This window comes from Kosakonia cowanii JCM 10956 = DSM 18146, assembly GCF_001975225.1.
Taxonomy (GTDB): Bacteria; Pseudomonadota; Gammaproteobacteria; order Enterobacterales; family Enterobacteriaceae; genus Kosakonia; species Kosakonia cowanii.
The window spans coordinates 1,335,174-1,359,551 of record NZ_CP019445.1 but is presented as its reverse complement, the minus strand read 5'-3'; the positions used below and the strand labels follow the sequence as shown (position 1 = coordinate 1,359,551).

27 protein-coding genes are annotated in these 24,378 nt (G+C 56.8%); 9 read left to right on the top strand and 18 right to left on the bottom strand.

The window, feature by feature from the left end; translation table 11 throughout:
• Positions 1-25 precede the first annotated feature (25 nt).
• The 3 genes from mltC to mutY all read right to left on the bottom strand — a co-directional run bounded on the left by mltC (position 26) and on the right by mutY (position 2,571).
• Complete coding sequence (gene mltC / locus BWI95_RS06375; protein ID WP_076770290.1) at positions 26-1,108, bottom strand: membrane-bound lytic murein transglycosylase MltC; 1,083 nt, start codon at positions 1,106-1,108, stop codon at positions 26-28.
• 104 nt (positions 1,109-1,212) lie between these two features.
• Positions 1,213-1,488 (bottom strand): oxidative damage protection protein, encoded by a 276-nt coding sequence (locus BWI95_RS06370; protein WP_020455176.1) that lies wholly within the window; start codon positions 1,486-1,488, stop codon positions 1,213-1,215.
• A gap of 24 nt (positions 1,489-1,512) precedes the next feature.
• A complete protein-coding gene (gene mutY / locus BWI95_RS06365; RefSeq protein ID WP_208864606.1) occupies positions 1,513-2,571 on the bottom strand; it encodes an A/G-specific adenine glycosylase in 1,059 nt (352 codons plus the stop codon).
• Between the two features lie 136 nt (positions 2,572-2,707).
• Here mutY and trmB point away from each other — a divergent pair, with 136 nt between their 5' ends.
• The 4 genes from trmB to wzz(fepE) all read left to right on the top strand — a co-directional run bounded on the left by trmB (position 2,708) and on the right by wzz(fepE) (position 5,964).
• Complete coding sequence (trmB, locus tag BWI95_RS06360; RefSeq protein WP_054803427.1) at positions 2,708-3,427, top strand: tRNA (guanosine(46)-N7)-methyltransferase TrmB; 720 nt, start codon at positions 2,708-2,710, stop codon at positions 3,425-3,427.
• Entirely contained in the window at positions 3,427-3,753 is a 327-nt protein-coding gene (locus BWI95_RS06355) for a YggL family protein (RefSeq protein ID WP_023480838.1), read from the top strand. The genes trmB and BWI95_RS06355 overlap by 1 nt, the downstream gene beginning before the upstream one ends.
• Positions 3,754-3,809: 56 nt before the next feature.
• On the top strand, positions 3,810-4,526 hold the full coding sequence (locus BWI95_RS06350) for a YggN family protein (RefSeq protein ID WP_023480977.1): 717 nt from the start codon (positions 3,810-3,812) through the stop codon (positions 4,524-4,526).
• A gap of 331 nt (positions 4,527-4,857) precedes the next feature.
• Positions 4,858-5,964 carry an LPS O-antigen length regulator Wzz(fepE) gene (gene wzz(fepE) / locus BWI95_RS06345; RefSeq protein WP_054803428.1) on the top strand — a complete coding sequence of 369 codons (1,107 nt, stop codon included), beginning with the start codon at positions 4,858-4,860 and terminating at the stop codon, positions 5,962-5,964.
• Between the two features lie 80 nt (positions 5,965-6,044).
• Here wzz(fepE) and hemW read toward each other — a convergent pair whose 3' ends face one another.
• Genes hemW through BWI95_RS06320 form a run of 5 tightly spaced genes read right to left on the bottom strand, consistent with a single transcriptional unit; the run spans position 6,045 to position 9,352 of the window.
• Positions 6,045-7,181 carry a radical SAM family heme chaperone HemW gene (gene hemW, locus BWI95_RS06340; RefSeq protein WP_076769191.1) on the bottom strand — a complete coding sequence of 379 codons (1,137 nt, stop codon included), beginning with the start codon at positions 7,179-7,181 and terminating at the stop codon, positions 6,045-6,047.
• Positions 7,174-7,767: an XTP/dITP diphosphatase gene (locus BWI95_RS06335; protein ID WP_054803429.1), complete on the bottom strand. Its 594-nt coding sequence runs from the start codon at positions 7,765-7,767 to the stop codon at positions 7,174-7,176. The genes hemW and BWI95_RS06335 overlap by 8 nt, the downstream gene beginning before the upstream one ends.
• An 8-nt stretch (positions 7,768-7,775) precedes the next feature.
• Positions 7,776-8,066: a DUF167 family protein YggU gene (gene yggU / locus BWI95_RS06330; RefSeq protein WP_042713571.1), complete on the bottom strand. Its 291-nt coding sequence runs from the start codon at positions 8,064-8,066 to the stop codon at positions 7,776-7,778.
• Positions 8,063-8,629 (bottom strand): YggT family protein, encoded by a 567-nt coding sequence (locus BWI95_RS06325; protein ID WP_054803430.1) that lies wholly within the window; start codon positions 8,627-8,629, stop codon positions 8,063-8,065. Before BWI95_RS06325 ends, yggU begins: the two co-directional genes overlap by 4 nt.
• 18 nt (positions 8,630-8,647) lie before the next feature.
• The gene (locus tag BWI95_RS06320) at positions 8,648-9,352 is read right to left on the bottom strand and encodes a YggS family pyridoxal phosphate-dependent enzyme (protein ID WP_076769190.1); all 705 of its coding nucleotides are present in this window, start codon (positions 9,350-9,352) and stop codon (positions 8,648-8,650) included.
• 17 nt (positions 9,353-9,369) lie between these two features.
• On the opposite strand from BWI95_RS06320, the gene BWI95_RS06315 reads away from it, so the two are divergent.
• Positions 9,370-10,350 (top strand): type IV pilus twitching motility protein PilT, encoded by a 981-nt coding sequence (locus tag BWI95_RS06315; protein WP_054803432.1) that lies wholly within the window; start codon positions 9,370-9,372, stop codon positions 10,348-10,350.
• Here the strand turns inward: BWI95_RS06315 and BWI95_RS06310 are convergent.
• Positions 10,347-12,605 (bottom strand): FAD-dependent oxidoreductase, encoded by a 2,259-nt coding sequence (locus BWI95_RS06310; RefSeq protein WP_076769189.1) that lies wholly within the window; start codon positions 12,603-12,605, stop codon positions 10,347-10,349. The genes BWI95_RS06315 and BWI95_RS06310 overlap by 4 nt on opposite strands.
• Positions 12,606-12,672: 67 nt before the next feature.
• Here BWI95_RS06310 and BWI95_RS06305 point away from each other — a divergent pair, with 67 nt between their 5' ends.
• On the top strand, positions 12,673-13,365 hold the full coding sequence (locus BWI95_RS06305) for an IclR family transcriptional regulator domain-containing protein (protein WP_054803593.1): 693 nt from the start codon (positions 12,673-12,675) through the stop codon (positions 13,363-13,365).
• Between the two features lie 132 nt (positions 13,366-13,497).
• On the opposite strand, the gene ruvX is transcribed toward BWI95_RS06305, so the two are convergent.
• The 8 genes from ruvX to metK form a co-directional block, all read right to left on the bottom strand.
• Positions 13,498-13,914: a Holliday junction resolvase RuvX gene (ruvX, locus tag BWI95_RS06300; RefSeq protein WP_023480823.1), complete on the bottom strand. Its 417-nt coding sequence runs from the start codon at positions 13,912-13,914 to the stop codon at positions 13,498-13,500.
• A complete protein-coding gene (locus BWI95_RS06295) occupies positions 13,914-14,477 on the bottom strand; it encodes a YqgE/AlgH family protein (RefSeq protein ID WP_023480870.1) in 564 nt (187 codons plus the stop codon). Before BWI95_RS06295 ends, ruvX begins: the two co-directional genes overlap by 1 nt.
• Before the next feature lie 118 nt (positions 14,478-14,595).
• Complete coding sequence (gene gshB, locus BWI95_RS06290) at positions 14,596-15,543, bottom strand: glutathione synthase (RefSeq protein WP_042713582.1); 948 nt, start codon at positions 15,541-15,543, stop codon at positions 14,596-14,598.
• A 13-nt stretch (positions 15,544-15,556) separates the two neighbouring features.
• The gene (gene rsmE, locus BWI95_RS06285) at positions 15,557-16,288 is read right to left on the bottom strand and encodes a 16S rRNA (uracil(1498)-N(3))-methyltransferase (RefSeq protein WP_076769187.1); all 732 of its coding nucleotides are present in this window, start codon (positions 16,286-16,288) and stop codon (positions 15,557-15,559) included.
• Positions 16,289-16,355: 67 nt separating this feature from the next.
• Positions 16,356-17,054: a deoxyribonuclease I gene (gene endA / locus BWI95_RS06280; RefSeq protein ID WP_054803592.1), complete on the bottom strand. Its 699-nt coding sequence runs from the start codon at positions 17,052-17,054 to the stop codon at positions 16,356-16,358.
• Between the two features lie 87 nt (positions 17,055-17,141).
• Entirely contained in the window at positions 17,142-17,648 is a 507-nt protein-coding gene (locus tag BWI95_RS06275) for a SprT family zinc-dependent metalloprotease (protein ID WP_076769186.1), read from the bottom strand.
• A gap of 83 nt (positions 17,649-17,731) precedes the next feature.
• On the bottom strand, positions 17,732-19,126 hold the full coding sequence (locus BWI95_RS06270; RefSeq protein WP_076769185.1) for a sugar porter family MFS transporter: 1,395 nt from the start codon (positions 19,124-19,126) through the stop codon (positions 17,732-17,734).
• A gap of 404 nt (positions 19,127-19,530) precedes the next feature.
• Positions 19,531-20,685 (bottom strand): methionine adenosyltransferase, encoded by a 1,155-nt coding sequence (gene metK / locus BWI95_RS06265; protein ID WP_076769184.1) that lies wholly within the window; start codon positions 20,683-20,685, stop codon positions 19,531-19,533.
• Between the two features lie 406 nt (positions 20,686-21,091).
• Between metK and BWI95_RS24105 the strand changes: the two genes are divergently transcribed.
• The 3 genes from BWI95_RS24105 (at position 21,092) to speA (ending at position 23,492) form a co-directional block, all read left to right on the top strand.
• Positions 21,092-21,235 (top strand): hypothetical protein, encoded by a 144-nt coding sequence (locus tag BWI95_RS24105; protein WP_419979817.1) that lies wholly within the window; start codon positions 21,092-21,094, stop codon positions 21,233-21,235.
• A gap of 77 nt (positions 21,236-21,312) precedes the next feature.
• Entirely contained in the window at positions 21,313-21,507 is a 195-nt protein-coding gene (gene yqgB / locus BWI95_RS24000) for an acid stress response protein YqgB (RefSeq protein ID WP_054803590.1), read from the top strand.
• Positions 21,508-21,515: 8 nt separating this feature from the next.
• A complete protein-coding gene (speA, locus tag BWI95_RS06245; RefSeq protein ID WP_076769182.1) occupies positions 21,516-23,492 on the top strand; it encodes a biosynthetic arginine decarboxylase in 1,977 nt (658 codons plus the stop codon).
• 120 nt (positions 23,493-23,612) lie between these two features.
• Here the strand turns inward: speA and loiP are convergent, their stop codons facing one another.
• Complete coding sequence (loiP, locus tag BWI95_RS06240; RefSeq protein ID WP_042713594.1) at positions 23,613-24,371, bottom strand: metalloprotease LoiP; 759 nt, start codon at positions 24,369-24,371, stop codon at positions 23,613-23,615.
• Positions 24,372-24,378: the final 7 nt, after the last annotated feature.

The following is a 24,378-nucleotide window of genomic DNA, read 5'->3' as shown; positions in this document are numbered from 1 at the left end:
AAAAAGGCATAAACCACAAGGGGCGTTAATTACGACGGTAGGTTTTCTGCGCGGCGTTCACTTTGTAGAGATAGCGGCGTGACTCAGCAGAAGGGTGGCGCGTGGTAAGCGTTTCATACACATCGCCCGGCGACATGGTATTGATGATATTCGCCGCCTGCACTTTATCCGGCGAGAAGACGCGCAGCACGCTGCCCGCGCCGCCGTTATAGGCAGTGATCACCGCATAGCGCCGTGAGGTCGGGTTGCTGATACCGCCAAGATAGATATTGTTAAGCATCGCCAGGTAAGCGGTGCCGGTATCAATATTGCTCTGCGGATCGAAGAGATAGCTGCGGTCCGGCGTGCCGGATTTCCCCTGCGCGCGGAAGACATCTTTCCCGGCGCTGTGCTGCACCACCTGCATCAAACCGAGCGCATCGGAGCGGCTCACCGCATAGGGGTTGAAGGAGGATTCCGTCTGCATAATCGCCAGAATCAGCGACTCCTCGACGCCATACTTATGCGACGCTTTGCGCACCATGCCCATATATTTATGCGCACGTTTATCAAGGTGGTTCGGCACCAGGTTAATGGTGATGCTGGAGATCACACGGATGCCGCTGGTGCGGGTTTTCAGCCGCGTTTGCAGCAGATAGTCGGCATATTTTTCCGCGCGCCACTGCCAGCGAATCGCTTCGCCGTTGTTATCCAGCACCTGACCATAGAGGAAAGGCTGTTTGGAGATCGTGATGTCGTCGGTATCGGAGTAGAGGTCGATAGAGCCGGGGTCGTCGCCCATCAGCAGCGTTTTAACGATCGCCGCGCGCAGGTGCGCCGCCGGATCGGTCGCCGAGATGGTTTCGACAGTAATCGTCCCTTCATCAAAGTTGATGTGGCTTCGCGTCTGGTACTGATCGGTATACTTAACGTAATCCTTTGGGCCTGCGATCAGTACTTCGTTAAAGCCCCATAAATTCTCAATATTGTGGGCGAACTGGCCCATCAAAATGTCAAAACCGTTGGTGTCTTTGATCCAGGCTTCGTTGTAGTCTTCGCCGGATTTATTAGAGCTGGAACAAGAGATCAGCAACGGCGCGATCATCGCTAGCGCTAAAAATTTTTTCATCATTCCGGATGCAGTTGTGTTTGATTACAGCGCCTGAGACGCTCGCGAACCGGCAATGCCTTCCCTGGATTTATGGCACTGCCGGCGAGGTTAAACCACGACGCCTATTTTTTTTCTTGTGGCGTGTAGCCTTCAATGTGCACGTCTTTGCCTTCAAACAGGAAATTGACCATCTCCTCTTCCAGCAATTTGCGGTGCTCGACGTTCATCATGTTGAGTTTCTTCTCATTGATCAGCATCGTCTGCTTCTGCTGCCACTGCTTCCAGGCCTCTTTCGAGATCTCGTTATAAATGCGTTTACCCAGGTCGCCCGGATAGAGCTGGAAGTCTTGCCCTTCCGCTTCGCGTTGCAGGAAGGTACAAAAAATGGTTCTGCTCATAATCATTCCTCTTTTTGCGCGCCGCTAAGATGCCGCTTCGGCGCGTAATTGCTGTATCAGGCGTTCCACCGGAGCCGCCAGACCGACGGATGGCGGTTGCGCTAAGTTATACCAAAGACCTGCACCTTCATCCATGCACGCGGCAACGGAAGACACAGGAAGCCACATCGGCACAATATCGAGGTGGAAATGGCTAAAAGTGTGGCGGAACGCGACAAGTTGGCTGAGAGTATCTGCGTTAATCCCTTTTTGCGCCAGCCAGTCGCGCAGCGCCGCTTCATCGCTAAACTGCGGGAAGCAGAAGAGGCCACCCCACAGGCCGCTCGGCGGGCGCTGTTCAAGATAAACCGTGCCTTCGTGCTCCATCAGCAGCAGATAACCGGTGCGCTCGGGCAGGATCTGCTTCGGCTTTTTACCCGGGTAGCTGCTCCAGCTGTGCGTGGCGTAAGCGATACAGCCGCTTTGCAGCGGGCAGAGTTCGCACTTCGGTTTTGAGCGGGTGCAGACCATGGCACCAAGATCCATCATTGCCTGGTTAAAGCGCTCGACGCCTTTCGCCGGCGTCACCTGCTCGCTTATCTCCCATAGCCGTTTCTCCACCTCTTTTTTTCCCGGCCAGCCGGCCACCGCATAACAACGGGCCAGCACGCGTTTCACGTTGCCATCGAGAATCGGGAAGTGCTTACCGAGGGATAAAGAGAGGATCGCGCCCGCCGTTGAGCGGCCAACGCCTGGCAGCGCGGCGACTTCGTCAAAGGTTTCTGGAAAACGGCCATTGTGCAGCGTGGCGACCTGCTGCGCGGCTTTATGCAGATTGCGCGCGCGGGCGTAGTAACCGAGCCCGGTCCACAGATGCAGCACTTCATCCAGCGGCGCGTTGGCTAAATCAGTCACCGTCGGGAAGCGCGCCATAAAGCGCTCGAAATAGGGGATCACCGTGGTGACCTGGGTTTGTTGCAACATCACTTCTGACAGCCATACTTTGTAGGGCGTCTTTTCAATTTGCCAGGGCAGGGTTTTCCGCCCAAATTTGTCGTACCAGTCCAGAACCTGGGCTGAGAATTGAGACGCTTGCATGGTCACCAGAATCGCTTTATCAGGGGCGAAGATTGCAGCACAGCGGCGTTGCACTGTAAACCGGAACTTTCCGGTGCTTGCATCATGCCATGAACTTTGGATAATGCCCGTTTCCTGAACACTCTCACGAGCAGAAAACTTTATGAATAACGACGTCATTTCACCGGAATTTGATGAAAATGGCCGCCCGCTGCGCCGCATTCGTAGCTTTGTCCGTCGCCAGGGGCGTCTGACGAAGGGTCAGCAGCATGCGCTGGACAATTACTGGCCGGTGATGGGCGTTGAGTTTACCGAACAGCCGCTCGATTTTACCGCCCTGTTTGGTCGCACCGCACCGGTGACGCTGGAGATCGGTTTTGGCATGGGCGCTTCGCTGGTCGAAATGGCAAAAACCCGCCCGGAGCAGGATTTCCTCGGCATTGAAGTACACTCGCCGGGCGTCGGTGCCTGCCTCTCTTCCGCGCACGAAGAGGGCGTCGAGAACCTGCGCGTGATGTGCCATGACGCGGTAGAAGTGCTACACACTATGATCCCGGATAACGCCTTAAACATGGTGCAACTCTTTTTCCCGGACCCGTGGCACAAAGCACGTCATAATAAGCGCCGTATTGTGCAGGTACCCTTTGCCGAGCTGGTGAAGAGCAAGCTCAAGCTGGGCGGCGTATTCCATATGGCGACCGACTGGGAAGCCTATGCAGAACATATGCTGGAGGTGATGAACTCCATCGACGGGTATAAGAACCTGTCAGCCAGCAACGACTATGTGCCGCGCCCGGAATCGCGCCCGGTAACGAAATTTGAACAGCGTGGCCATCGTCTTGGTCACGGTGTATGGGACTTAATGTTCGAGAGGGTGAAATAATGGCAAAGAACCGCAGCCGTCGCTTGCGTAAAAAAATGCATATCGACGAATTCCAGGAAGTGGGTTTCTCCGTCGCGTGGCGTTTCCCGGAAGGTACCACCGAAGAGCAGATCGACAGCACCGTTGATAACTTCATTAAGCAGGTGATTGCGCCGAATAAACTGGCGTTTGATGGCAGCGGCTATCTGGCGTGGGAAGGGTTAATCTGCCTGCAAGAGATTGGCAAATGCACCGAAGAGCATCAGGCCCTTGTGCGTAAGTGGCTGGAGGAGCAGAAGCTCGAAGCGGTACGCACCAGCGAACTTTTCGACGTCTGGTGGGACTAAACAAACATAAGGGCCAGCATCTGCTGGCCCATTTTGTCTCTACAGGAGTTAATAGAATGCGTAAAACGCTGCTGGCGGCAACGCTCACCCTTACAGCTTTCGCGGCGCAGGCAGATTATCAGTGCAGCGTCACGCCGCGCGACGATGTGATTATCAGCCCGCAAACCGTGCAGGTGAAGGGCGAAAACGGCAATCTGGTGATCACGCCAGAGGGCAATGTGATGTTTAACGGCAAACAGCCGTCGCTTAGCGCCGCACAGCGCGAGCAGGCGAAAGATTACCAGGCTGAGTTACGCAGCGCCCTGCCGTGGATCGACAACGGCGCGCTGACTCGCGTGGAGAAAAACCGCATTGCGCTGGATAAGATCATCGTCAAAGAGGTGGGGGAGAGCAGCAGCATGCGTAACCGCCTTACCAAACTCGACGCGCAGCTCAAAGAGCAGATGAATCGTATTATCGAGCATCGCAGCGACGGCCTGACGTTCCATTACAAGGCGATTGAACAGGTTCGCGCCGATGGTCAGCAGTTGGTCAACCAGGCGATGGGCGGCATTCTGCAGGACAGCATTAACGAAATGGGCGCGAAAGCGGTGATGAAAAGCGGCGGCAACCCGTTGCAGAATGTGCTCGGCAATCTCGGCGGCTTACAAACGTCTATCCAGAACGAATGGAAAAATCAGGAAGCTGACTTCCAGCAGTTTGGCAAAGATGTCTGCCAGCGCGTGGTTTCTCTCGAAGAGAGCCGCAAAGCGTTAACCTCCTCCCTGAAGTAACTCTGTACCATGGCCTTTTGTCATCGACGAAAGGCCTTATTCGTAATGAATATGTTGTTACTCCCTTTCCCTTATTTCTGACGATTAAATAACAAACTCGTATCTTTTATTTAATTGGTTTGTCAGGCTCTGCTGATTATTCTCATCTATAAATTATTGCCCACAAAAGCAAGTGGCAATTCGCAGTTAACCCCTACCAGAATTTGGGGTTTTACTTAAGTAATTAATCGATTATTTGAATTGACCATAACTTGTATACTTTCAGAATGTTCTTGTTGATGTTAATATCGCCGCCTCAAATCACGGATATGATTTCTTCATAAATACTCCTATGTCATCAATAAACATACAGCCGAAAGGCGACGCTTCATTTTATGAAGAGCCCGCCCTTTCGTTTAAAAATAATGAGATCGATCTGCTCTATCTGCTGAGCCTGTTATGGCGAGGCAAGAAACTTATTGCCGGAACAGTGGTGTTGTTTGCCGTTTGCGCATTCTTTATCACCGCCTTACTACCGCAAAAGTGGACCAGCCAGGCGGAGATTACGCCGGCAGAGCGAATCCAGTGGGCTGAGCTGCAACGAGCGCTCATGACGCTGGAGGTTCTTAATGTGAAAACCTCTATTTCACAGGATGATGTTTACCACCTCTTCCTGAAAAAATTCTCTTCTCAATCATTAAAAGAGGAGTTTCTTGCCAACTCGCCGCTGGTGCTGGGCAAGCTGGAAGAGAACAATATCGATCAGGATGAACTGCGCCGTGCGCTGACGCTGTTGACGCAGAAGATCAAAGCGACCAATAACGCCAAACTGGCGACTGCTGATAATACGCCGTACGCTTCCTGGACGCTCAGCTTCACCGCGCCGACGGCAACAGAAGCCCAGCAGGTGCTGAAAGGCTACATCGCTTTCATTTCTGCCAAAGTAGTCAACGAGACGCTGGCAACGCTGCGTAATGATGTTGAGTTGAAGAAGAACTTTGAAAAGAACGTGCTGGAGATGGATCGTGCCCGAATTGCTACAAAGCATGATGCGAATGTGAAGCGTCTGAACTACTCCCTTGAAGTAGCGAATGCTGCCGGCATCAAACGCCCGGTCTATAGCAATGGTCAGGCGGTACAGGATGACCCGGACTTCTCTATCGCGCTCGGCGCCGATGGTATCTCGGAAAAACTTCGCATTGAGCAGTCGATGAAAGATTTTACCGAGCTGAATGCCGATTTTCGCAACCGTGAATACACTCTGGCGCAGCTGCAAAAAGTTGATATTAAAGATGTGGAGTTTTCCCCCTTCAAATATCAACTCTCGCCGTCGCTGCCGATGAAAAAAGATGGCCCGGGGAAAGCGATTATCATGGCGTTGGCCGTTATTCTTGGTGGCATTATCTCCTCTGGCATCGTCTTATTGCGCCACGGAATGCACCAACGGAAGTTGCTGTAATACTATTCTTTAAATAATCACGCCGCTAAAATAATTAAGGGGAAATAATATTTCCCCTTTCTTTTATCTCTCACTTCACGTTATTCGCTAAGAAACAACTCAAGCAATGAATTGAGAAACAGCTTACCGTGCTCGGTTATCTGCCAGTGCGTTGCGTTCTCGGTCAGATAATTGAGCGCCAGCGCCTGCTCAATTTGCGGGCGGATGGTCGCTTCATCCAGACCGGTATACGCGGAAAACTCTGCCCGCGGCGCCGGTTCCAGCAGGCGGAAACGGTTCATAAAGAACTCGAACGGCTTATCCTGCTCTTCTACATCATGCTGCTTATCAAGGTAATTTCCCTGCATATAGCCGCGTGGATGGCGCGTTTTCGCCGTACGCAAAATGCGCCCATCCGCGAAGGTCACTTTGCCGTGCGCGCCGCAGCCGATTCCGAGGTAGTCGCCAAAGCGCCAGTAGTTCAGGTTGTGTTGGCACTGATAGCCCGGTTTGGCATAGGCCGAGGTTTCATACTGCTGATAACCGGCAGCCGTCAGGATCTGATGCCCCTGCTCAAAGATATCCCACAGCGCGTCGTCATCCGGCAGCACCGGCGGGCGCGAGCTAAAGAGCGTATTGGGTTCGATGGTGAGCTGATACCACGACAGATGCGGCGGGTTTAAGGCGATGGCCTGGCGCAGATCGTCGAGCGCTTCCTCAACGGATTGATCCGGCAAGCCGTGCATTAAATCGAGGTTGAAACTGCGCAGCCCCAGCCCGCTCGCAAGGTGTGCCGCACGTTTAGCTTCTTCCGGGCCGTGAATACGCCCGAGACGCTGCAACTTGGTTTCGCTGAAACTCTGCACGCCTATCGAGATACGGTTAACGCCAGCGCGCTGGTAGTCGGCGAAGCGGTCAGCTTCAACGGTGCCCGGGTTCGCCTCCATGGTAATTTCCGCATCACTGGCCAGCGGCAGACGCGCGCGAACACCATCGAGCAGAGTCTGCATTGCCGGGCCGGAGAGCAGGCTTGGCGTACCGCCGCCGATAAAGATGGTCTTTATTTCCCGTCCCTGGGCGTACGCGGCATCACCATCCAGATCCGCAAGCAGATGCTGGACATAGTCGTCGTGCGGCACTTCACCTTTCAGCGCGTGGGAGTTGAAGTCGCAGTAGGGGCACTTCTGCACGCACCAGGGAATGTGGATATAGAGACTCAGAGGCGGCAAATCAGCCATTACGCATTGCTTCCAGTAACAGGGTTAACGCCTGACCGCGATGGGAGAGGGCGCGCTTCTCGTCGCGTGTCAGCTCCGCGGCGGTTTTGCCTTCGGAGGGGACGAAAAAGATAGGATCGTAACCAAAGCCGCCGCTGCCCGCAGGCTCGCGGGCAATGACGCCAGGCCAGCTTCCGTGGCACACCAGCGGTGTCGGATCGTCGGCGTGGCGCATATAGACCAGCACACAGTGGAACTGCGCCTGGCGCTCGCCGTCCGGCACGCTCTGCAGCGCGTCGAGCAGTTTTTCCAGGTTCTGTTGATCGCTGGCTTCAAGGCCTGCGTAGCGTGCGGAGTAGATCCCCGGCGCGCCGCCCAGCGCATCGACTGCCAGCCCCGAATCATCGGCAATGGCGGGTAAGCCGGTCACTTTTGCCGCATGGCGGGCTTTCAGAATGGCATTTTCAATAAAGGTCAGCCCGGTCTCTTCAACGGATTCGACGCCCAGCTCGGTTTGTGCGACCACATCGAGGCCGAAATCATTGAGCAGCGAGGCAAGCTCGCGCACTTTACCGGCGTTACCGGTGGCGAGGACAACTTTTTGCATAGCGGATCCTAATTTATCAGCGCCGCGACTTCTGTCGGGATCTGTTGCGGATGAACGATTTTAATCTGTTTATGGCGGCCCAGTTCGCCCTTTTCGATCAGCACCTGGCTTTTCGCAACGCGGAACTGTTTAGCGAGAAATTTCACCAGGTGCGCATTGGCCTGGCCATCCACTGGCGGGGCGGTGATGGCGACTTTCACTTCGTCGCCATGCAAACCGATAATCGCGTCGCGGCTGGCTTTCGGCTGAATATAAAGCCGTAAAACCAGCCCGTCCTGAGAGGATACAACGGCACTCATAGTGCCATCCACAGCCCCGGCAGCAGCATATCACCGGTAGATTGCAGCAGTTCGGCAATCCCCATATTGAGTACATAGAGCAGCAGCACGAGGATCATCGGCGAGAAGTCGATGCCGCCCATTGCCGGTAGCAGGTTGCGGATCGGGCGCAGCAGCGGCTCGGTCAACTGAACCAGTGCGTACTCAACCGGGCTGCGGCCCTGGCTGACCCAGCTCATGATTGCCATTACCAGCAGCACCCAGAAAATCATCAGGCCAATGGTTTTGACCAGAATTAGCAGGGCGGATATCCAGATAATCGGCTGCAAGGTGACCACCATAAACAGCACGATCGCCTTGATAAAACTCAGCACAAAAGCGACCAGCAGCGAGGCGCTGTCCAGCGGCCCCATCGCCGGGATAATGCGGCGCAGCGGCCCGACAATCGGCTGGGTGGCTTTAACGACAAATTGCGAAAAAGGGTTATAAAAATCACAGCGTGCCCACTGCATCCAGACGCGCAACAGCAGAACCATGGTGTAGAGTTCAATTACTGTTGAGAGCAGGAAAGTCAACGTCTTCATGGCGTTCCTCAGTTTCTCTTACTTTTTTGTGTAATCGCGCGCACCAAAAATGGCGGTACCAATGCGCACCATCGTACTGCCCGCCGCGATGGCGGCGCACATATCATCCGTCATGCCCAACGACAGGGTATCGACCGTTGAATAGCGCGTTTTAAGCGCCTCAAATGCTACAGCCATTTGCCGTGCCACGGCAAACTGCCGTTCGTACTCTGCTTCCGGTGCCGGGATCGCCATCAACCCGCGCAGGCAGATGCCCGGCAGTTCAGCGAGTTGCGCGGCAAGCTCATCCAGTTCGCTCAGGGCGATACCGGACTTGCTCTGCTCATCGCTGATGTTGATTTGGATAAGAACATTAAGCGGCGCGCGCGTGGCCGGACGCTGCTCGCTAAGGCGGCTGGCGATGCGCAGACGGTCGACAGTGTGGCACCAGTCGAAGTGCTCCGCTACCAGACGGCTTTTGTTGGACTGCAACGGGCCGATAAAGTGCCACTCCAGCCCGCTGACACCCGCCTGCTGGAAGTGCTGGATCTTCTCCACCCCCTCCTGCACATAGTTTTCACCAAACGCACGCTGTCCGGCGTCGATCGCTTCTGCGACGGCGCTCGCAGGCTTAGTTTTACTCACTGCAAGTAACGTAACTTCTTCTGAAGCCCGGCCGCAGCGTGCCGCGGCGGCGGAGATTTTGTCCCGGACCTGTGCCAGGTTATGCGCGATATCGTTCATGATTCCAGGATGGCGTAATGGATATAGAAGAAATAGTGGCGCTTAGTGTAAAGCATAATGTCTCGGATCTACACCTGTGCAGTGGTTCTCCACCGCGCTGGCGACAGCACGGGAAGCTTACCGCTGCGCCTTTTGAGCAGCCCGACATCAGCGCCCTGCTCAGCGGGCAGCTTACCTCCCTGCAACAGCAGCAGTGGCGCGAGTCGAGGCAGGTGGATTTCGCCCTGACTACCGCGAGCGGCAGGCGGCTGCGCGCAGCCGCGTTTGCCCGCCACGGCGGCATCTCGCTAGCGCTGCGCCTGCTGCCACAGCGCTGCCCACAGCTTAGCGATATCTCTGCTCCGGCAGCGCTGGCCGAACTGCTGGCGCGGGAGAACGGCCTGATCCTCGTCACCGGCGCGACCGGTAGCGGTAAATCGACAACCCTTGCGGCGATGGTGCAACACCTCAATCAACAGGCCGGGGCGCATATTGTGACGCTGGAAGATCCTATTGAGTTCGTGCACCAGAGCGGCAACAGCCTGATTCAGCAGCGCGAGATTGGACAACACTGCGCCTCGTTTGCCGACGGGCTGCGCGCGGCGCTGCGCCAGGATCCGGATGTGATCCTGCTTGGCGAGTTGCGCGACAGCGAGACGATCCGCCTGGCGCTGACCGCCGCCGAAACCGGGCATCTGGTACTGGCGACCCTGCACACGCGCGGCGCGGCGCAGGCCGTTGAGCGGCTGGTGGACAGCTTCCCGGCGCAGGAGAAGGAGCCGGTGCGCAGCCAGCTGGCGGGCAGTTTACAGGCGGTGCTGGCACAGAGGCTGGAGGCGGATAAGCAGGGCGGGCGCATGGCGCTGTTTGAGCTGCTGATTAATACTCCGGCGGTGGCGAACCTTATCCGCGAAGGCAAAACGCACCAGCTGCCCGGCGTGATGCAAACCGGGCAGCAACAGGGGATGCAGACCTTCGCGCAGAGCCACCAGCAGCGGGTGCGCGAAGGGCGTCTTTAGTGAAGATGCAGCGCGTAAACCGCGGGCAGCGCGCCCGCAGTAGCGACGATCTCCAGCCTGATGCTGCTCGCCGTAATGGGGCGGGTGAAACGGTGCTGGCAGACGGAGTGGTGATTATCATGCACCTCTGCCAGCAGCCACTCGTCGGCCCACAGGCGATAGTGCGTAATGCAGTGCGGCGTAACGGCGAGCGGGTGCCCCATCTGTACGGACTCCATGGCGTTATCGAAGTCGTTATCCTGTACCAGCGTCAACTGGCTAATCGTCTGCGGGCTCTCCCAGCGCCAGACGATCTCCGGCGCGGTGTCATCCAGCGCCGGGGACCAGGCGTTGATCTGCTGCTCGGGACGCAGGCGGCCATTGAGCACATTCTGCACGCTCCAGGCGGCAATCGGCGGATCGCAGCGCAGGGCGGGCAGGATCTGCGAAGGGTGGCGGCGAGGTAGCCAGAAGTCGAATTCATCGACGCCGTAATCGCCATCGGCAACCTGGCGGGTATGTTTGGCAACGCGCGCATTAAGGCTGTTAAACACCGTCATGATGCCCGGCAGGCGCGCATCGGTAAGCGCAATCTCAACCTCTTCATTGGCGGCGAAGGCGAGAAAAACGTACTGGTTGCGTTCGCTCTGCCACTGGAAGGTGACGGTCTGCTCGCCTTCGTCAGCCACGCTCAGCACCTGCTCTTCAAAGTGGCAATCCGGGGTGAAGTTGCCGGCCCGGACGCTGCCGAGTAGCGAGACCGCAAGCTCTGTTGGCCGCTTTGCCCGCAGCCGCAGGGTGATGGAGGGCACGTTATGGCCCGCCGGAACAGGCAGCAGCAGGGCCATCCTCTCTGCCAGCGGATGCCAGTTGCCGTTGGGCGCAAGCGCCGTCAGGCAGTACTCGCTGCTGGCGCTGACGCTGCCGCCTGCCGCCGGGTCGTTTAGCCACTGGCGCGGAATATAACAGCCGTTAAGCTGCAACTGCTGTTGCAGCGCACCGATATGCTCGCGCTGGGCCAGGGCCTGCGGCGTGAGACCGCGCGCATGGCACAGCGCGGCGGCGCGGCCCACCACTTCGCCGAGCAGGCCGCAAGTACACATTACGCGGGCGCTACCGAAGGCGACGTGGGAAGCAGAGATAATCCGCCCGGTCAGCAGCAGGTTATCCAGCGAGCGGCTGTAGAGGCTGCGAAACGGGATGGTGTAGGTGCCTTTGCTGTGAAACTGACGGCAGCCGTCATGGGTGCTGTAGACGCCGTCCGCCGGGTGCAGATCGATCGACCAGCCGCCGTAACCCACGGCGTCATAGTGGTCGCGCTGCTCAATGATATCCTGCTGGCTCAGCAGATGGTCGCCAACGAAGCGGCGGCTTTCCCGCTTGCCGGGGATCGCGCCGACCCACTCGATGGTCATCTTGTCCGCTTCCGGGAAGTTGCCGGAGTTTTTGATGTGATCCCACACCCCCCAAACGATCTTCCACAGCTCCCACTTGATCTCTTCGCTCTCATGCACGGTATCAAGACGTCCGCCCCACTCAAGCCACCAGAGATCGCAGCCGTTAAGGGTGGAGGTGAGGCGTTTATAGCGGGGGATGGCGGTAATATCTTTCAGCGCGAAGGAGGGGGGAACAAAGTTAACCGGCCCGTCAGTCTGCTTGGTGTAGAAGTAGATGGAGTGGCCGAGCTTGTGGCCGAAGTTGTCGCCGGGCGCCATTTTCTCCCCGAGTTCCTCCGCTTCTTCTGCGCCCTCACGATATTCGGCACCCGCCAGATAGCCGAGCACGCCGTCGCCAGTGGCATCACAAAACTGTGCGCCGCTGACGGTATAAAACGTCTCGTTGATCGGGTTAAAAGCCTTCACCTGAGTGATGGTCTGCGCCTCTTTTTCCACCTCAAACACGGCGGTATTAAGCAGCAGTGTCAGCCCCGGCTGGCTTCTAGCAAGGTCGAGCAGCACCAGGTCAAACATCACCGGGTTGCCCTCTTTGTTGCGCCAGAGGTTCTCCTCCATGATCTCGCCCATAATGCCGCCTTCTCGCGCCCAGCGGTTGTTGTTGCCCATGTGCGATGTCGCGCCGTTTGCCCACAGGCGCACTTCGCTGGAGGCGTTGCCGCCGAGCACCGGCCTGTCCTGGATTAGCACGACCTCTAAACCGTCGCGCGCTGCCGCCAGCGCGGCGCAAAGCCCTGCCAGCCCGCCGCCCGCGACGACCAGATCGGCGTGCAGCTGCCGGGTCGGAAAAGCTCTGGCATCGGTGTGAGGAAAGATTTTCATTATCTTGTTTCCTTTTTGACTGACGGTAGAATCGTTTTTTCCAGCCAACTGAAAAGCGAACCCTGCAATGTCTTCTCAACCGAACCAAAGTCTGATTGATGGCATTCGCTGCCTGCAGTACCTCGTCTCCAGCGATCGCGCCATTGGCTGTCGTGAGCTGTCGCGTCTGATGGGCATTAACACCACCCGCGTAAACCGGTTATTGATGACCATGGCCTCTATCGGCCTGACTATGCAGGACGCGCAGCGTCGCTACCTTCCCGGCCCTGGCATTCATGCGCTGGCGGCGCAGGCCATTCGCGGCTCGGCGCTCTTCTCCCACGCGCTGCCGCTGCTTGAACGCTACGCCCCGAAAGATATCGTCGTGGCGATGGGCGTGCTGTGGGAGGATCAGGTGATCTACATCTACCACTCTGAACCCGGTAGCCAGGTGAGCCAGGCGCTGGCCGGTTTCCATATGCTGCCTGCCTGGCAGTCGGTCATCGGTATGTCGCTGCTGGCAGCAGAGAGCGATGAGTCGCTGCAACAGCGCTTTACGCCGGAGCAGTGGCAGCAGCTTGGCCCGCATGTCGCCCAGCAGCGCGCGCAAGGGCACGTGGTGTGGCATCACGACGACGGCGAAGTGTCGATGGCGAAACCCCTTGGCGCCCACTCCGCCGCGCTCGCGTTTGCCGGTCTGTGGCAGGTTGACGATGCGGTGGTTGAGACGCGCTTAGACGCTCTGCATGAACTGGCTCAGCGCTTAACTGAGAAATCCTGATAGCCTTTAATGTTTCTTTTATAGAAACATTAGTGGGAATGCAAAAAGCAGGGCTGGAAAGTGTGAGAAGGATCGGCAGAAAGCCGCGACGCGATCGCGGCTAACAGAAAAGAGAGGGGAAAACGGGCAGGCTTACGGGTGCAGTTCGAAGTAGCTTTCGAGAATAATCACCGCCGACGCTGAGTCGACGCTGCCTTTATCAAGGGCGCGAAATCCGCCGCGTTCAAACAGCCCGGAGCGCGCTTCAACGGTGCTTAACCGTTCATCATGCAGGATCACTTTTGCGCCAAAACGGCCGTGGATTTTATTGGCGAAGTTGCGGGCGCGGGCGGTAAGCAGCTGCTCGGTGCCATCCATATTAAGCGGCAAACCAACCACCACCGCCTCGGGCTGCCACTCTTTGAGCAGGTTTTCGATCCGCTTCCACTCCGGCGTGCCGTCCTGCGCTTTCAGCGCCGTCAGCGCGCGCGCCGTCCCGGTAATGCGCTGCCCGATGGCAACGCCAATGCTTTTGGTACCGAAATCAAACGCCAGCAGTGTGCCGCTCATCAGGCGTGCCCCGCGACGCCCGGCATGGTCGAAATATCGATGCCGATAAGCTTTGCCGCTTCGCGCCAGCGATCGGCGATGGGCGTTTTAAACAGGATGTTGAGATCCGCCGGCGCGGTAAGCCAGGCGTTATCAAGGATCTCCTCCTCGAGTTGCCCCTTATCCCACGACGAGTAGCCGAGCGCGACCATCACCTCAGCGGGTTGTTCGCCTGTGCCGAGCGTCTCCAGCACGTCACGCGAGGTGGTGACCACGGTGTTGTCCGAGACGCGAATGCTGGAGGCAAAACCGCCGGGTGGGGTGTGCAGGATAAAGCCGCGATCTTCCGCCAGCGGGCCGCCGAGCAGCACCGGTTTATCAAGACGGATCGCCGGGTCGCGTTCAACGGCCTCGATTTTCAGTTTTTCAAGCACGCCCTCTACCGTCAGGTTTTCCAGCGGCTTATTGATGATAAGCCCCATCGCCCCTTCCTCGCTGTGCTCGCAGATATAAACAACGGAGCGCCGGAAGAGGGGATCCTGGAGAGCAGGCATGGCAATAAGAAAGTGATGCTGTAAATTCATTGTCAGAGGTTCTGTTCCTGGTTCAAAAAAGCGACAACGTAGTATGGGGGGAAAGCAGGGTGCTGTCACGAGATAAAGCGGGAAGGGCGCGGGCTCTCGCTCGCACCCTGTGTGGCACTTATTTAGCCAGACGTTTTTCGATAGCGTCCATCAGCATACCGGTGATGGAGACCGGGAATTCGGCTTCGATTTCACGGATGCAGGTCGGGCTGGTGACGTTAATTTCAGTCAGGCGATCGCCGATGATATCGAGACCGACGAAGATAAGCCCTTTGGCTTTCAGCACCGGCGCGACTTTACGCGCAATCGCCCAGTCGCTCTCGGTCAGCGGGCGCGGTTCGCCGCGACCACCGGCCGCCAGGTTGCCACGGGTTTCACCGCCTTGCGGCACGCGCGCCAGGCAGTACGGCACCGGTTCGCCATCGACTACCAGCACACGTTTGTCGCCCTCTTTAATAGCAGGCAGATAGTTCTGCGCCATGCAGTAGCGTGTACCCAGTTCAGTCAGGGTTTCGGTAATAACCGAGAGGTTAGGATCGCCCTCTTTGACGCGGAAAATCGAGGTACCGCCCATGCCGTCCAGCGGCTTGAGAATAATGTCGGTGTGCTTCTGCCAGAAGGCTTTCAGCCGTGCTTTATCACGGGTGACCAGCGTTTCCGGCGTCAGATCCGGGAACCAGGCGGTGAAGAGCTTTTCGTTACAGTCGCGCAGGCTCTGCGGTTTGTTAACGATCAGCGTGCCTTTCTCTTCCGCGCGCTCAAGGATATAGGTCGCGTAGATATACTCGGTGTCGAACGGCGGATCTTTACGCATCAGCACGGTGTCGAGATCCGCCAGCGCGATATCCTGCTCGCTGCCAAATTCATACCATTTGTCGTAGTTCTGCTCGACGGAGAGGGTACGCGTGCGGGCGCGGGCTTCACCGTTAATCAGATAGAGATCGGCCATCTCCATATAGTGCAGCTCGTAGCCGCGGCGCTGTGCTTCCAGCAGCATGGCAAAGCTGGAGTCTTTCTTGATGTTAATGTCCGCGATGGGATCCATCACGATGCCGAGCTTAATCATTCTGCTTCTCCTTTCAACCCAGGTCGCCGAAGCGAACCTGAAGCGCGGTGATGGCGGTAAGCGCCGTTGTCTCGGTGCGTAGCACGCGGGGACCTAACAAAATATCCGTAAACTGGTAGCGCGCTGTCATGGCGATCTCATCGGCGGATAACCCGCCTTCCGGGCCAATCAGCAGACGCACGCGCTCGACGGGCAGAGGCAAGGTGTTAATGCTCTGGCTGGCGCGTGGATGGAGGTTGAGCTTCAGACCGCTCTCCTCTTCGGCGCACCAGGCTTCGAGATCCATGGCCGGGCGAATCTCCGGAACACGGTTGCGCCCGCACTGTTCACAGGCGGCAATGGCGATCTTTTGCCACTGCTGCAGCTTCTTGTTCAGGCGTTCGGCGTCCAGTTTAACGCCGCAGCGCTCAGAAAAAAGTGGCGTAATGAGGCTTACGCCCAGTTCGATCGATTTCTGGATGGTGAACTCCATCTTTTCGCCGCGCGACATCACCTGGCCCAGGTGAATATGCAGCGGCGATTCACGATCGTCCACGCCGCCGCGCAGCACGCTAACGCGCACGCTTTTTTTATCAGCGTGGGTGATTTCTGCCTCGAAAACCTGGTTAGAGCCATCGAAAAGCTGCACCGCCTGGCCCGGGCCCATACGCAGCACGCGGCCAACGTGGTTGGCGGCATCCTCGCTGAGGGCAATTTCACTGCCCGGCTGAATACATTCTGGGTGATGGATGCGGGGAATGCGCATGTTTTAGATCCGTTCAGATTACCGCCCCGCACGGCAGGGCGGATGTTAACAATGGCGCTAGTGTAGGTTAGCTCTTTCGCGCCATGCAAGCGCGCTGCACATACGGGTTATGGTTGCCCTGAACGGCCGCGATACGCTCATCGCGCGTGCACTCCCATGCAGTAACCGGATAGAGCTTATCCCAGGCGGTGAAAAGCTGGGTCTGCTGGCGTGAGAGCGGTAGCTGGTATTGATCGCGCATATAGAAGTAGGTGCGGGCAATTGAACCGCGTGCGCGCGCCGGTGGTTCAGCCAGTTTCGCTTTGAAATCAACCTTCATTTCGCACTGGCCATACTGCCCTTCACCGCCGTTCCACTGGCTGTACATGAAGTTACCGCGATCGCCATTCACTTCGCCCACGGCGGGTTGCAAGTTATGCATATCGCTCTCGATCTTGCGGTAGACCGGATCTTTGGCGCACTGTTTGCGCCCGCCATCCTGCCAGCACTGACGCAGGTGGCCGAACTGCCAGGCGGGCATCACATGCTCCCACTCGATGCGGCTGGCGCGGTTCTCATTTTTTCGCACTTTATAGCCGCAGGAGGCGAGATCGACGACCCCTTTTTTGCCCTGCCAGTTGATTTTACAGCCGCAGTAAAAGTCGCCCGGCGCGTCAGCATTCACTTTCACACCGGCCGCTTTGGCCTGGGAAAAGTTGTTGATACCGTTGGCGGCCAGGGCAGGCACTGCCAGCAACGTGAAGAGAAAAGGTATAAAACGGAACATAGCGAACTCCCTGTCAAAACGAGCTCGCAACGTAGCGGAAGGGGCTTCCTGATGCAATCAGTTAGCGCATAAAACTTCTTAATGGATTCAGTTAGCGGCTTCAGCCATTAACGGCTCGCCGCAGCGCACGCAGCGGTAGATCGCCTCGCCGCGCACCACCCGATTATGGCGACGCAGGGTCAACTGATGCTGCTGGCATTTACAGCGGTAGGGGAAGGTGTTGCGCCGCACTGACTCCAGTTCAAACTGATGCGTTCGCCGTGCGGGCACGCCGAGCACGCTCTCCATCATCCACTTCCACTCTTTGCCGTGTGGCGCAACGCGTCCGAACTCTTTCCACACCAGCAGGTGCGCCAGCTCATGGGGGACCACTTCGTCAATAAAGGCTTGCTGATTTTCCAGCAGCAGCACCGGGTTGAGGCGAATCTCGTAGTCGGCAAGCCACGCCGTACCGGCGGCGGTGCCGCGCTGTTGGTAGACCAGCTTCGGCTCGGGGTAGTCACGCTCAAGCTTCTGGTTAGCGAGGGCGAGTTTATCCCGCAGGCTACGCATAACAGCTTGCTGGAGGGCGATAGGGAGGCGGGGTGTTTTCATAACTGCAGAGAATAGGATGGGCGGGACGGGAGTGCAATAAGCAAAAAAGGCTTCCTCCGCAGAGGAAGCCTGAAGGGTGTTAATCAGTCACGGGAACCAATTTCACGCAGCGGACGGCCACGCATCAGGTTGCGCTCAATGTGCTCCAGCGAAACGTGTTTGGTTTCCGGCACCAGCCACAGGGTGAGGAGGATGAACAGCACGTTCAGACCGCCGTACACCCAGAAGGTGTTGGCGTTGCCCAGCGTGTTCAGCATCGTCAGGAAGGTCGCGCCGACAATCATGTTGGCGATCCAGTTAGTGGCGGTGGAGAGGGTGATACCAAAATCGCGGCCTTTCAGCGGCTGGATTTCGGAGCAGAGAACCCAAATCAGCGGGCCGGCGCTCATTGCGAAGCCGATGATAAACATCAGCAGCATGGCGACAGCGAAGTACTGCGCTGACGGCGAGTGGATGCCCATATGCAGCATCGTGCCGAGAATACCCATACCGGCGGCCATCACCATAAAGCCCAGCACCAGCGTCGGTTTACGGCCCCAGCGATCCACCAGGCCGATAGCGATAAAGGTCGCCAGCACGTTGGTCAGACCGACGATCACCGTTCCCCACATCTGTTCGGTGGTGTTGGTGTAACCCGCCAGTTCAAAGATTTTCGGCGCGTAATACATGATGACGTTCATCCCGGTGAACTGTTGCATGATCTGCAGCAGCACGCCGAGGAAGACCGCGCGGCGGAAGTTGCTGTTCTCTTTAAACAGCGCCCAGCCGGTCTGCTTCACTTTCAGGCTTTCGCGGATCTCATCCAGCTCGTTCTTCGCTTCGGCGCTGGTATCACGCAGGCGCAGCAGCACCCGTTCAGCATCGTTGAAGCGGCGTTTCGCCGCGAACCAACGCGGGCTGTCCGGCAGGAAGAAGACGCCAATCAGCAGCAGCACCGCCGGAATGATGATCACGCCCAGCATCCAGCGCCATGCCCCGCTGTAGCTGAACGCGGTGTCGGAAAGGTACGCGCCGAGAATCCCGATGGTGATCATCAACTGATACATCGAAATCATACTGCCGCGGATTTTTTCCGGGGCGATCTCAGAGAGGTAGAGCGGGGCGGTATAAGAGGCGATACCGACTGCCAAGCCGAGCAGCACGCGAGAGACGATCAGGAACTCGACGTTCGGTGCGGCGGCAGAGCAGAGAGAGCCGATAACAAACAGCACCGCGCCGATCATCAGGCTCTTTTTACGCCCGAGACGCCAGGAGAGCCAGCCGCTGCCGACTGCGCCGACGGCAGCACCAAACATCATTGAGCTCACCACCCACTCCTGAGTGTGCGAGCTGATTTGAAAATCTTCCGTGATGAAGGGCAGTGCGCCCGCAATCACGCCAATATCCAGGCCAAAAAGTAATCCTGCCAGTGCTGCGAGGAAGCAGACAAAAAAGGTCATGGCCTTGTTGGAATGCTTCTGTTTCTTATTGTCAGGCATTATGCCCTCCATTCATGTTATGAATTTTATCGAGATAAACGTTAGGTCACTCATAAGCGAAAAGTCGTGATATGCATCACATGAGTGTAATCGGTTACATTTCGGGCAGGCCACGAATGTAAATAAAAGTGTTGAGGATTATAGGATTCTTGACAATGAATGGTTAATTGCAGGGCGTTATTTCAGACTAAACCGAAGCGTAATGTAACAATTATGACGCGTGACGGTTTCAGTCGGTGAGGGAAGGAGAAAGGTTCGGGTCGTGTCTGATGTAATCGCTTTCAAATGAAATAGTTACGGGCAGAATGAGTATAGCTGCACAAATGGCATTGGATGGTCATAACGCGCATAAAAATGAAAAAGGCCAGCGCGAGGCTGGCCTTGATAGCGGTGCGGTCAGCGGATTATTTCAGGCCGGCAGCGTCGCGCAGCAGCGCGGCTTTGTCGGTTTTTTCCCACGGGAAAGATTCGCGACCGAAGTGACCGTATGCAGCGGTCTCTTTGTAGATCGGGTGCAGCAGATCCAGCATCTGAATCAGGCCGTATGGACGCAGGTCGAAGAACTCACGAACCAGCAGCGTTAACTGCTCGGTGGAGACCTTCTCAGTGCCGAAGGTTTCAACCATGATTGAGGTCGGCTCTGCCACGCCAATGGCGTAGGAGACCTGGATTTCACAGCGGTCGGCAAGGCCAGCAGCAACGATGTTTTTTGCTACATAACGCGCCGCGTACGCTGCGGAACGGTCAACTTTCGACGGATCTTTACCGGAGAATGCGCCGCCGCCGTGACGGGCCATGCCGCCGTAGGTATCAACGATGATTTTACGGCCGGTCAGACCACAGTCGCCCATCGGGCCGCCGATCACAAAGCGGCCGGTCGGGTTGATAAAGAATTTAGTAGAGGCGTTCAGCCACTCGGTCGGCAGGATCGGCTTGATGATCTCTTCCATCACCGCTTCCTGCAGTGATTTCTGATCGATATCTTCTGAATGCTGGGTGGAGAGCACTACAGCATCAATGCCAACGATTTTGCCGTCGTCGTACTGGAAGGTGACCTGGCTTTTCGCATCCGGACGCAGCCACGGCAGGGTGCCGTTTTTGCGCACTTCAGCCTGGCGTTCAACCAGACGGTGAGCGTAGGTGATTGGCGCTGGCATCAGCACGTCAGTTTCGTTGGTCGCATAGCCAAACATCAGGCCCTGGTCGCCCGCGCCCTGCTCCAGCGGATCGGCACGGTCAACGCCCTGGTTGATATCCGGGGACTGCTTACCGATTGCGCTCAGTACGGCGCAAGAGTTGGCGTCAAAGCCCATGTCGGAGTGAACATAGCCGATCTCGCGCACGGTGTTACGAGTAATCTCTTCGATATCCACCCATGCGCTGGTGGTGATTTCGCCACCGACCAGCACCATGCCGGTTTTCACGTACGTTTCACAAGCGACGCGCGCTTTAGGGTCCTGCTCGAGGATTGCATCCAGCACAGCGTCAGAAATTTGGTCAGCAATTTTGTCAGGATGCCCTTCAGAGACGGACTCGGACGTAAAAAGGTGTTTTGCCATAATAAATTTTCACCTGGTGTAATTCGGTTGGATCGAATTCTGTGTTCGGCTCTCTTCGCGGTGGCTACGCAAAGATGACACAAGAAGTCTGTGTGTTAATCGGTCTGGACGGATTAACATCTGGACGGCTATTTTAGGTTACTTATTCATCCCATTGCCAGCGTTTTTTGATCTGCGTCGTCTCCTGACACACTCTGTCACGGAAAATTTTCCTGGCAATGGGGCAAGAAGGCCTTTTTTATTTTGCTTTTTCACCTGGTTATCGGTATAAAACGCCGCGCGCGGCTCATCAAAAAAGCGCACGGCATCGCTGCTGTGTCGCCACTTCCAGCCGGGTTAAGCAGTGTATTTAATGGCTTTGGCTTGTCGCGGGTCGTCATGGCTTGCGTGGAGGTGATACGAAATAATGAACCGTCGTTTTCCGAATATTCTGCCGCGTCGTTCTGACGTGCACGCATTTCCCATCATTCGCATCTCTGATCTGCAAACCAGCCGATGTTATCCCCATTTCGGCGCTTCTCAGGACTCCAGGGCCGGTAAGGCATTGTGATAACTGAACAAGGGCTCTCCTGAGCATCAGGAGTTTTCTCGTGGTTTCGCCGGCCTGTCATACTCGGGTCCGGACAGATGTTTTACTATCATATGAACCAGAAACCGGTCGCGCAGTCGGTGCTTTGGCATGTTATGCCGAAAATCATGGCTGTTTATGGGTTGTTATCGCTATGTGTCACTGCGATAGTAGTCAACTATTTCATCCCCGTGTCGCTTCGCCTCGCCAATGAGCAGCGTGACGTTTACAGGGTATACACTTTAATTAAGTGAGGTTCGCAATGTCTGACGACATCTCTTCAGTTTCGCCTTCGTCAGCAGGCGAACACGGTGCACTACGTTCCATGCAGGAGGTAGCGATGAGCTCCCAGGAAGCCAGCAAGATGCTACGGACTTACAATATTGCCTGGTGGGGCAATAACTACTATGACGTCAACGAGCTGGGCCACATCAGCGTGTGCCCCGATCCGGATGTCCCCGAGGCGCGTGTCGATCTGGCACAGCTGGTAAAAGCGCGAGAAGCGCAGGGCCAGCGTTTACCGGCGCTCTTCTGCTTCCCGCAGATCCTGCAACACCGTCTGCGCTCGATTAACGCCGCCTTCAAACGCGCGCGTGAATCCTATGGTTATAACGGCGACTACTTCCTGGTTTACCCAATCAAGGTTAACCAGCACCGTCGCGTCATTGAATCCCTGATCCACTCCGGCGAACCGCTGGGGCTGGAAGCGGGTTCAAAAGCGGAGTTGATGGCGGTACTCGCCCATGCGGGCATGACCCGTTCAGTGATCGTCTGTAACGGCTATAAAGACCGTGAATACATCCGCCTGGCGCTGATTGGCGAGAAGATGGGCCACAAGGTCTATTTGGTTATCGAGAAGATGAGCGAAATCGCCATCGTGCTGGAAGAAGCTGAACGTCTGAACGTGATCCCGCGCCTTGGCGTGCGTGCGCGTCTGGCATCGCAAGGCTCCGGCAAATGGCAATCCTCCGGCGGTGAGAAGTCGAAGTTTGGCCTGGCGGCGACGCAGGTGCTGCAACTGGTTGAGATGCTGCGTGAGCGCGGTCGTCTGGACAGCATTCAACTGCTGCACTTCCACCTCGGTTCACAGATGGCCAATATTCGCGATATCGCCACCGGCGTGCGCGAGTCTGCCCGTTTCTACGTTGAGTTGCACAAGCTGGGCGTGAATATTCAGTGCTTCGACGTTGGCGGCGGCCTGGGTGTCGATTATGAAGGCACCCGTTCACAATCCGACTGCTCCGTTAACTACGGCCTGAACGAGTACGCGAACAACATTATCTGGGCGATTGGCGATGCCTGTGAAGAGCACGGTTTGCCGCACCCGACGGTGATCACCGAATCGGGCCGCGCGGTGACTGCGCACCATACGGTGCTGGTCTCCAATATCATTGGCGTTGAGCGCAACGAATATACCCCGGCCATTGCGCCGGCGGAAGATGCGCCGCGCGCGCTGCAAAGCATGTGGGAAACCTGGCAGGAGATGCACGAGCCGGGGACGCGGCGTTCGCTGCGCGAGTGGCTGCATGATAGCCAGATGGATCTGCACGACATTCACGTTGGTTACTCTTCCGGCACCTTTAGCCTGCAAGAGCGCGCGTGGGCAGAGCAGCTCTACCTGAACATGTGCCATGAAGTGCAGAAGCAGCTCGATCCGAGCAACCGTGCGCACCGTCCGATTATCGACGAACTGCAGGAGCGTATGGCGGACAAGATGTACGTCAACTTCTCCCTGTTCCAGTCGATGCCGGATGCGTGGGGTATCGATCAGCTCTTCCCGGTGCTGCCGCTGGAAGGGTTGAACCATGCGCCGGAGCGCCGTGCGGTGCTGCTGGATATTACCTGTGACTCCGATGGTGCTATCGATCACTATGTCGATGGTGACGGCATTGCCACAACGATGCCAATGCCGGAGTACGATCCGGAGAACCCGCCGATGCTGGGCTTCTTTATGGTCGGTGCCTATCAGGAGATCCTCGGCAACATGCACAACCTGTTCGGTGATACCGAAGCGGTTGACGTGTTTGTCTTCCCGGATGGCAGCGTGGAAGTGGAGCTTTCTGATGAAGGCGATACCGTGGCCGATATGCTGGAGTACGTGCAGCTCGATCCGGGCAAGCTGTTAACCCAGTTCCGCGATCAGGTTAAAGAGACCGGGCTGGACGATGCGCTGCAGCAGCAGTTCCTCGAAGAGTTCGAAGCGGGTCTCTACGGCTATACCTATCTGGAAGATGAGTAACCTCATCTCACGGCGTGAGCCGCAATGAAATCAATCCCCTCCCGGCCCAGGCCCGGAGGGGATTTTTTTATCGGCGCTGCCGGGACGTAATAAAAAGGAGGCAAGCGCCTCCTTTATTGATTACTTGATGCCGTCTGCGGCCATACGATCGCGAATGTGCTGGGCACGGGCTTCTGAAGCCGGGTGATCGTCAAACATTGAGCTTTGACGGCCCTGGTCCATCTTCGCCAGTTTTTCGAAGCTGGTGGCTAAACCGACCGGGTTAATGCCGCGCTTACGCAGCAGGTCGTAAGAGTAGTCATCCGCTTCCGACTCCTGACGCTGGGAGAATTGTGAGTTGACCAGTTTTTCCCCGAGCGCGCCAAGCTGCGACTGGGACAAGCTACCAACCACGCCGCCCGCCGAGGCTGCCGCTGCGCGCACCGCGTTGGTACCGAGCGCCACCTGCATCCCTTTCTTCACGTGACCAAGCGCAACGTGGCCCATTTCGTGGCCAACTACCGCTTCCACTTCATTGTCGGTCATCATATCCATCAGGCCGCTGTAGACGCGGATGCAGCCATTCGCCATTGCAAAGGCGTTAACGTCTTTAGTGACATACACCTTGTAGTTCACCGGCTGGCCGTTGATGTTGTCGCCAAGGGCGGCAGCAATTTTGTTCACGCGTTGGCTGTATTCGCTGCTTGCCGGTGCGATGGTAGCTTTGCTGTCCATCTGCTTACAGGCGTCGTCACTCAGGGCAATAACCTGCGCATCGCTCAGGGTGTAAGCCTGAAAGGCCTCCGCGCCGGAGCTGAGAAAACCGTTTGAATCCATGTTCTGACAACCGGCAAGCAGGGTCGTCATTCCCAGGGCAAGGAGGGCTGGGCGAATTTTCATTTATTAT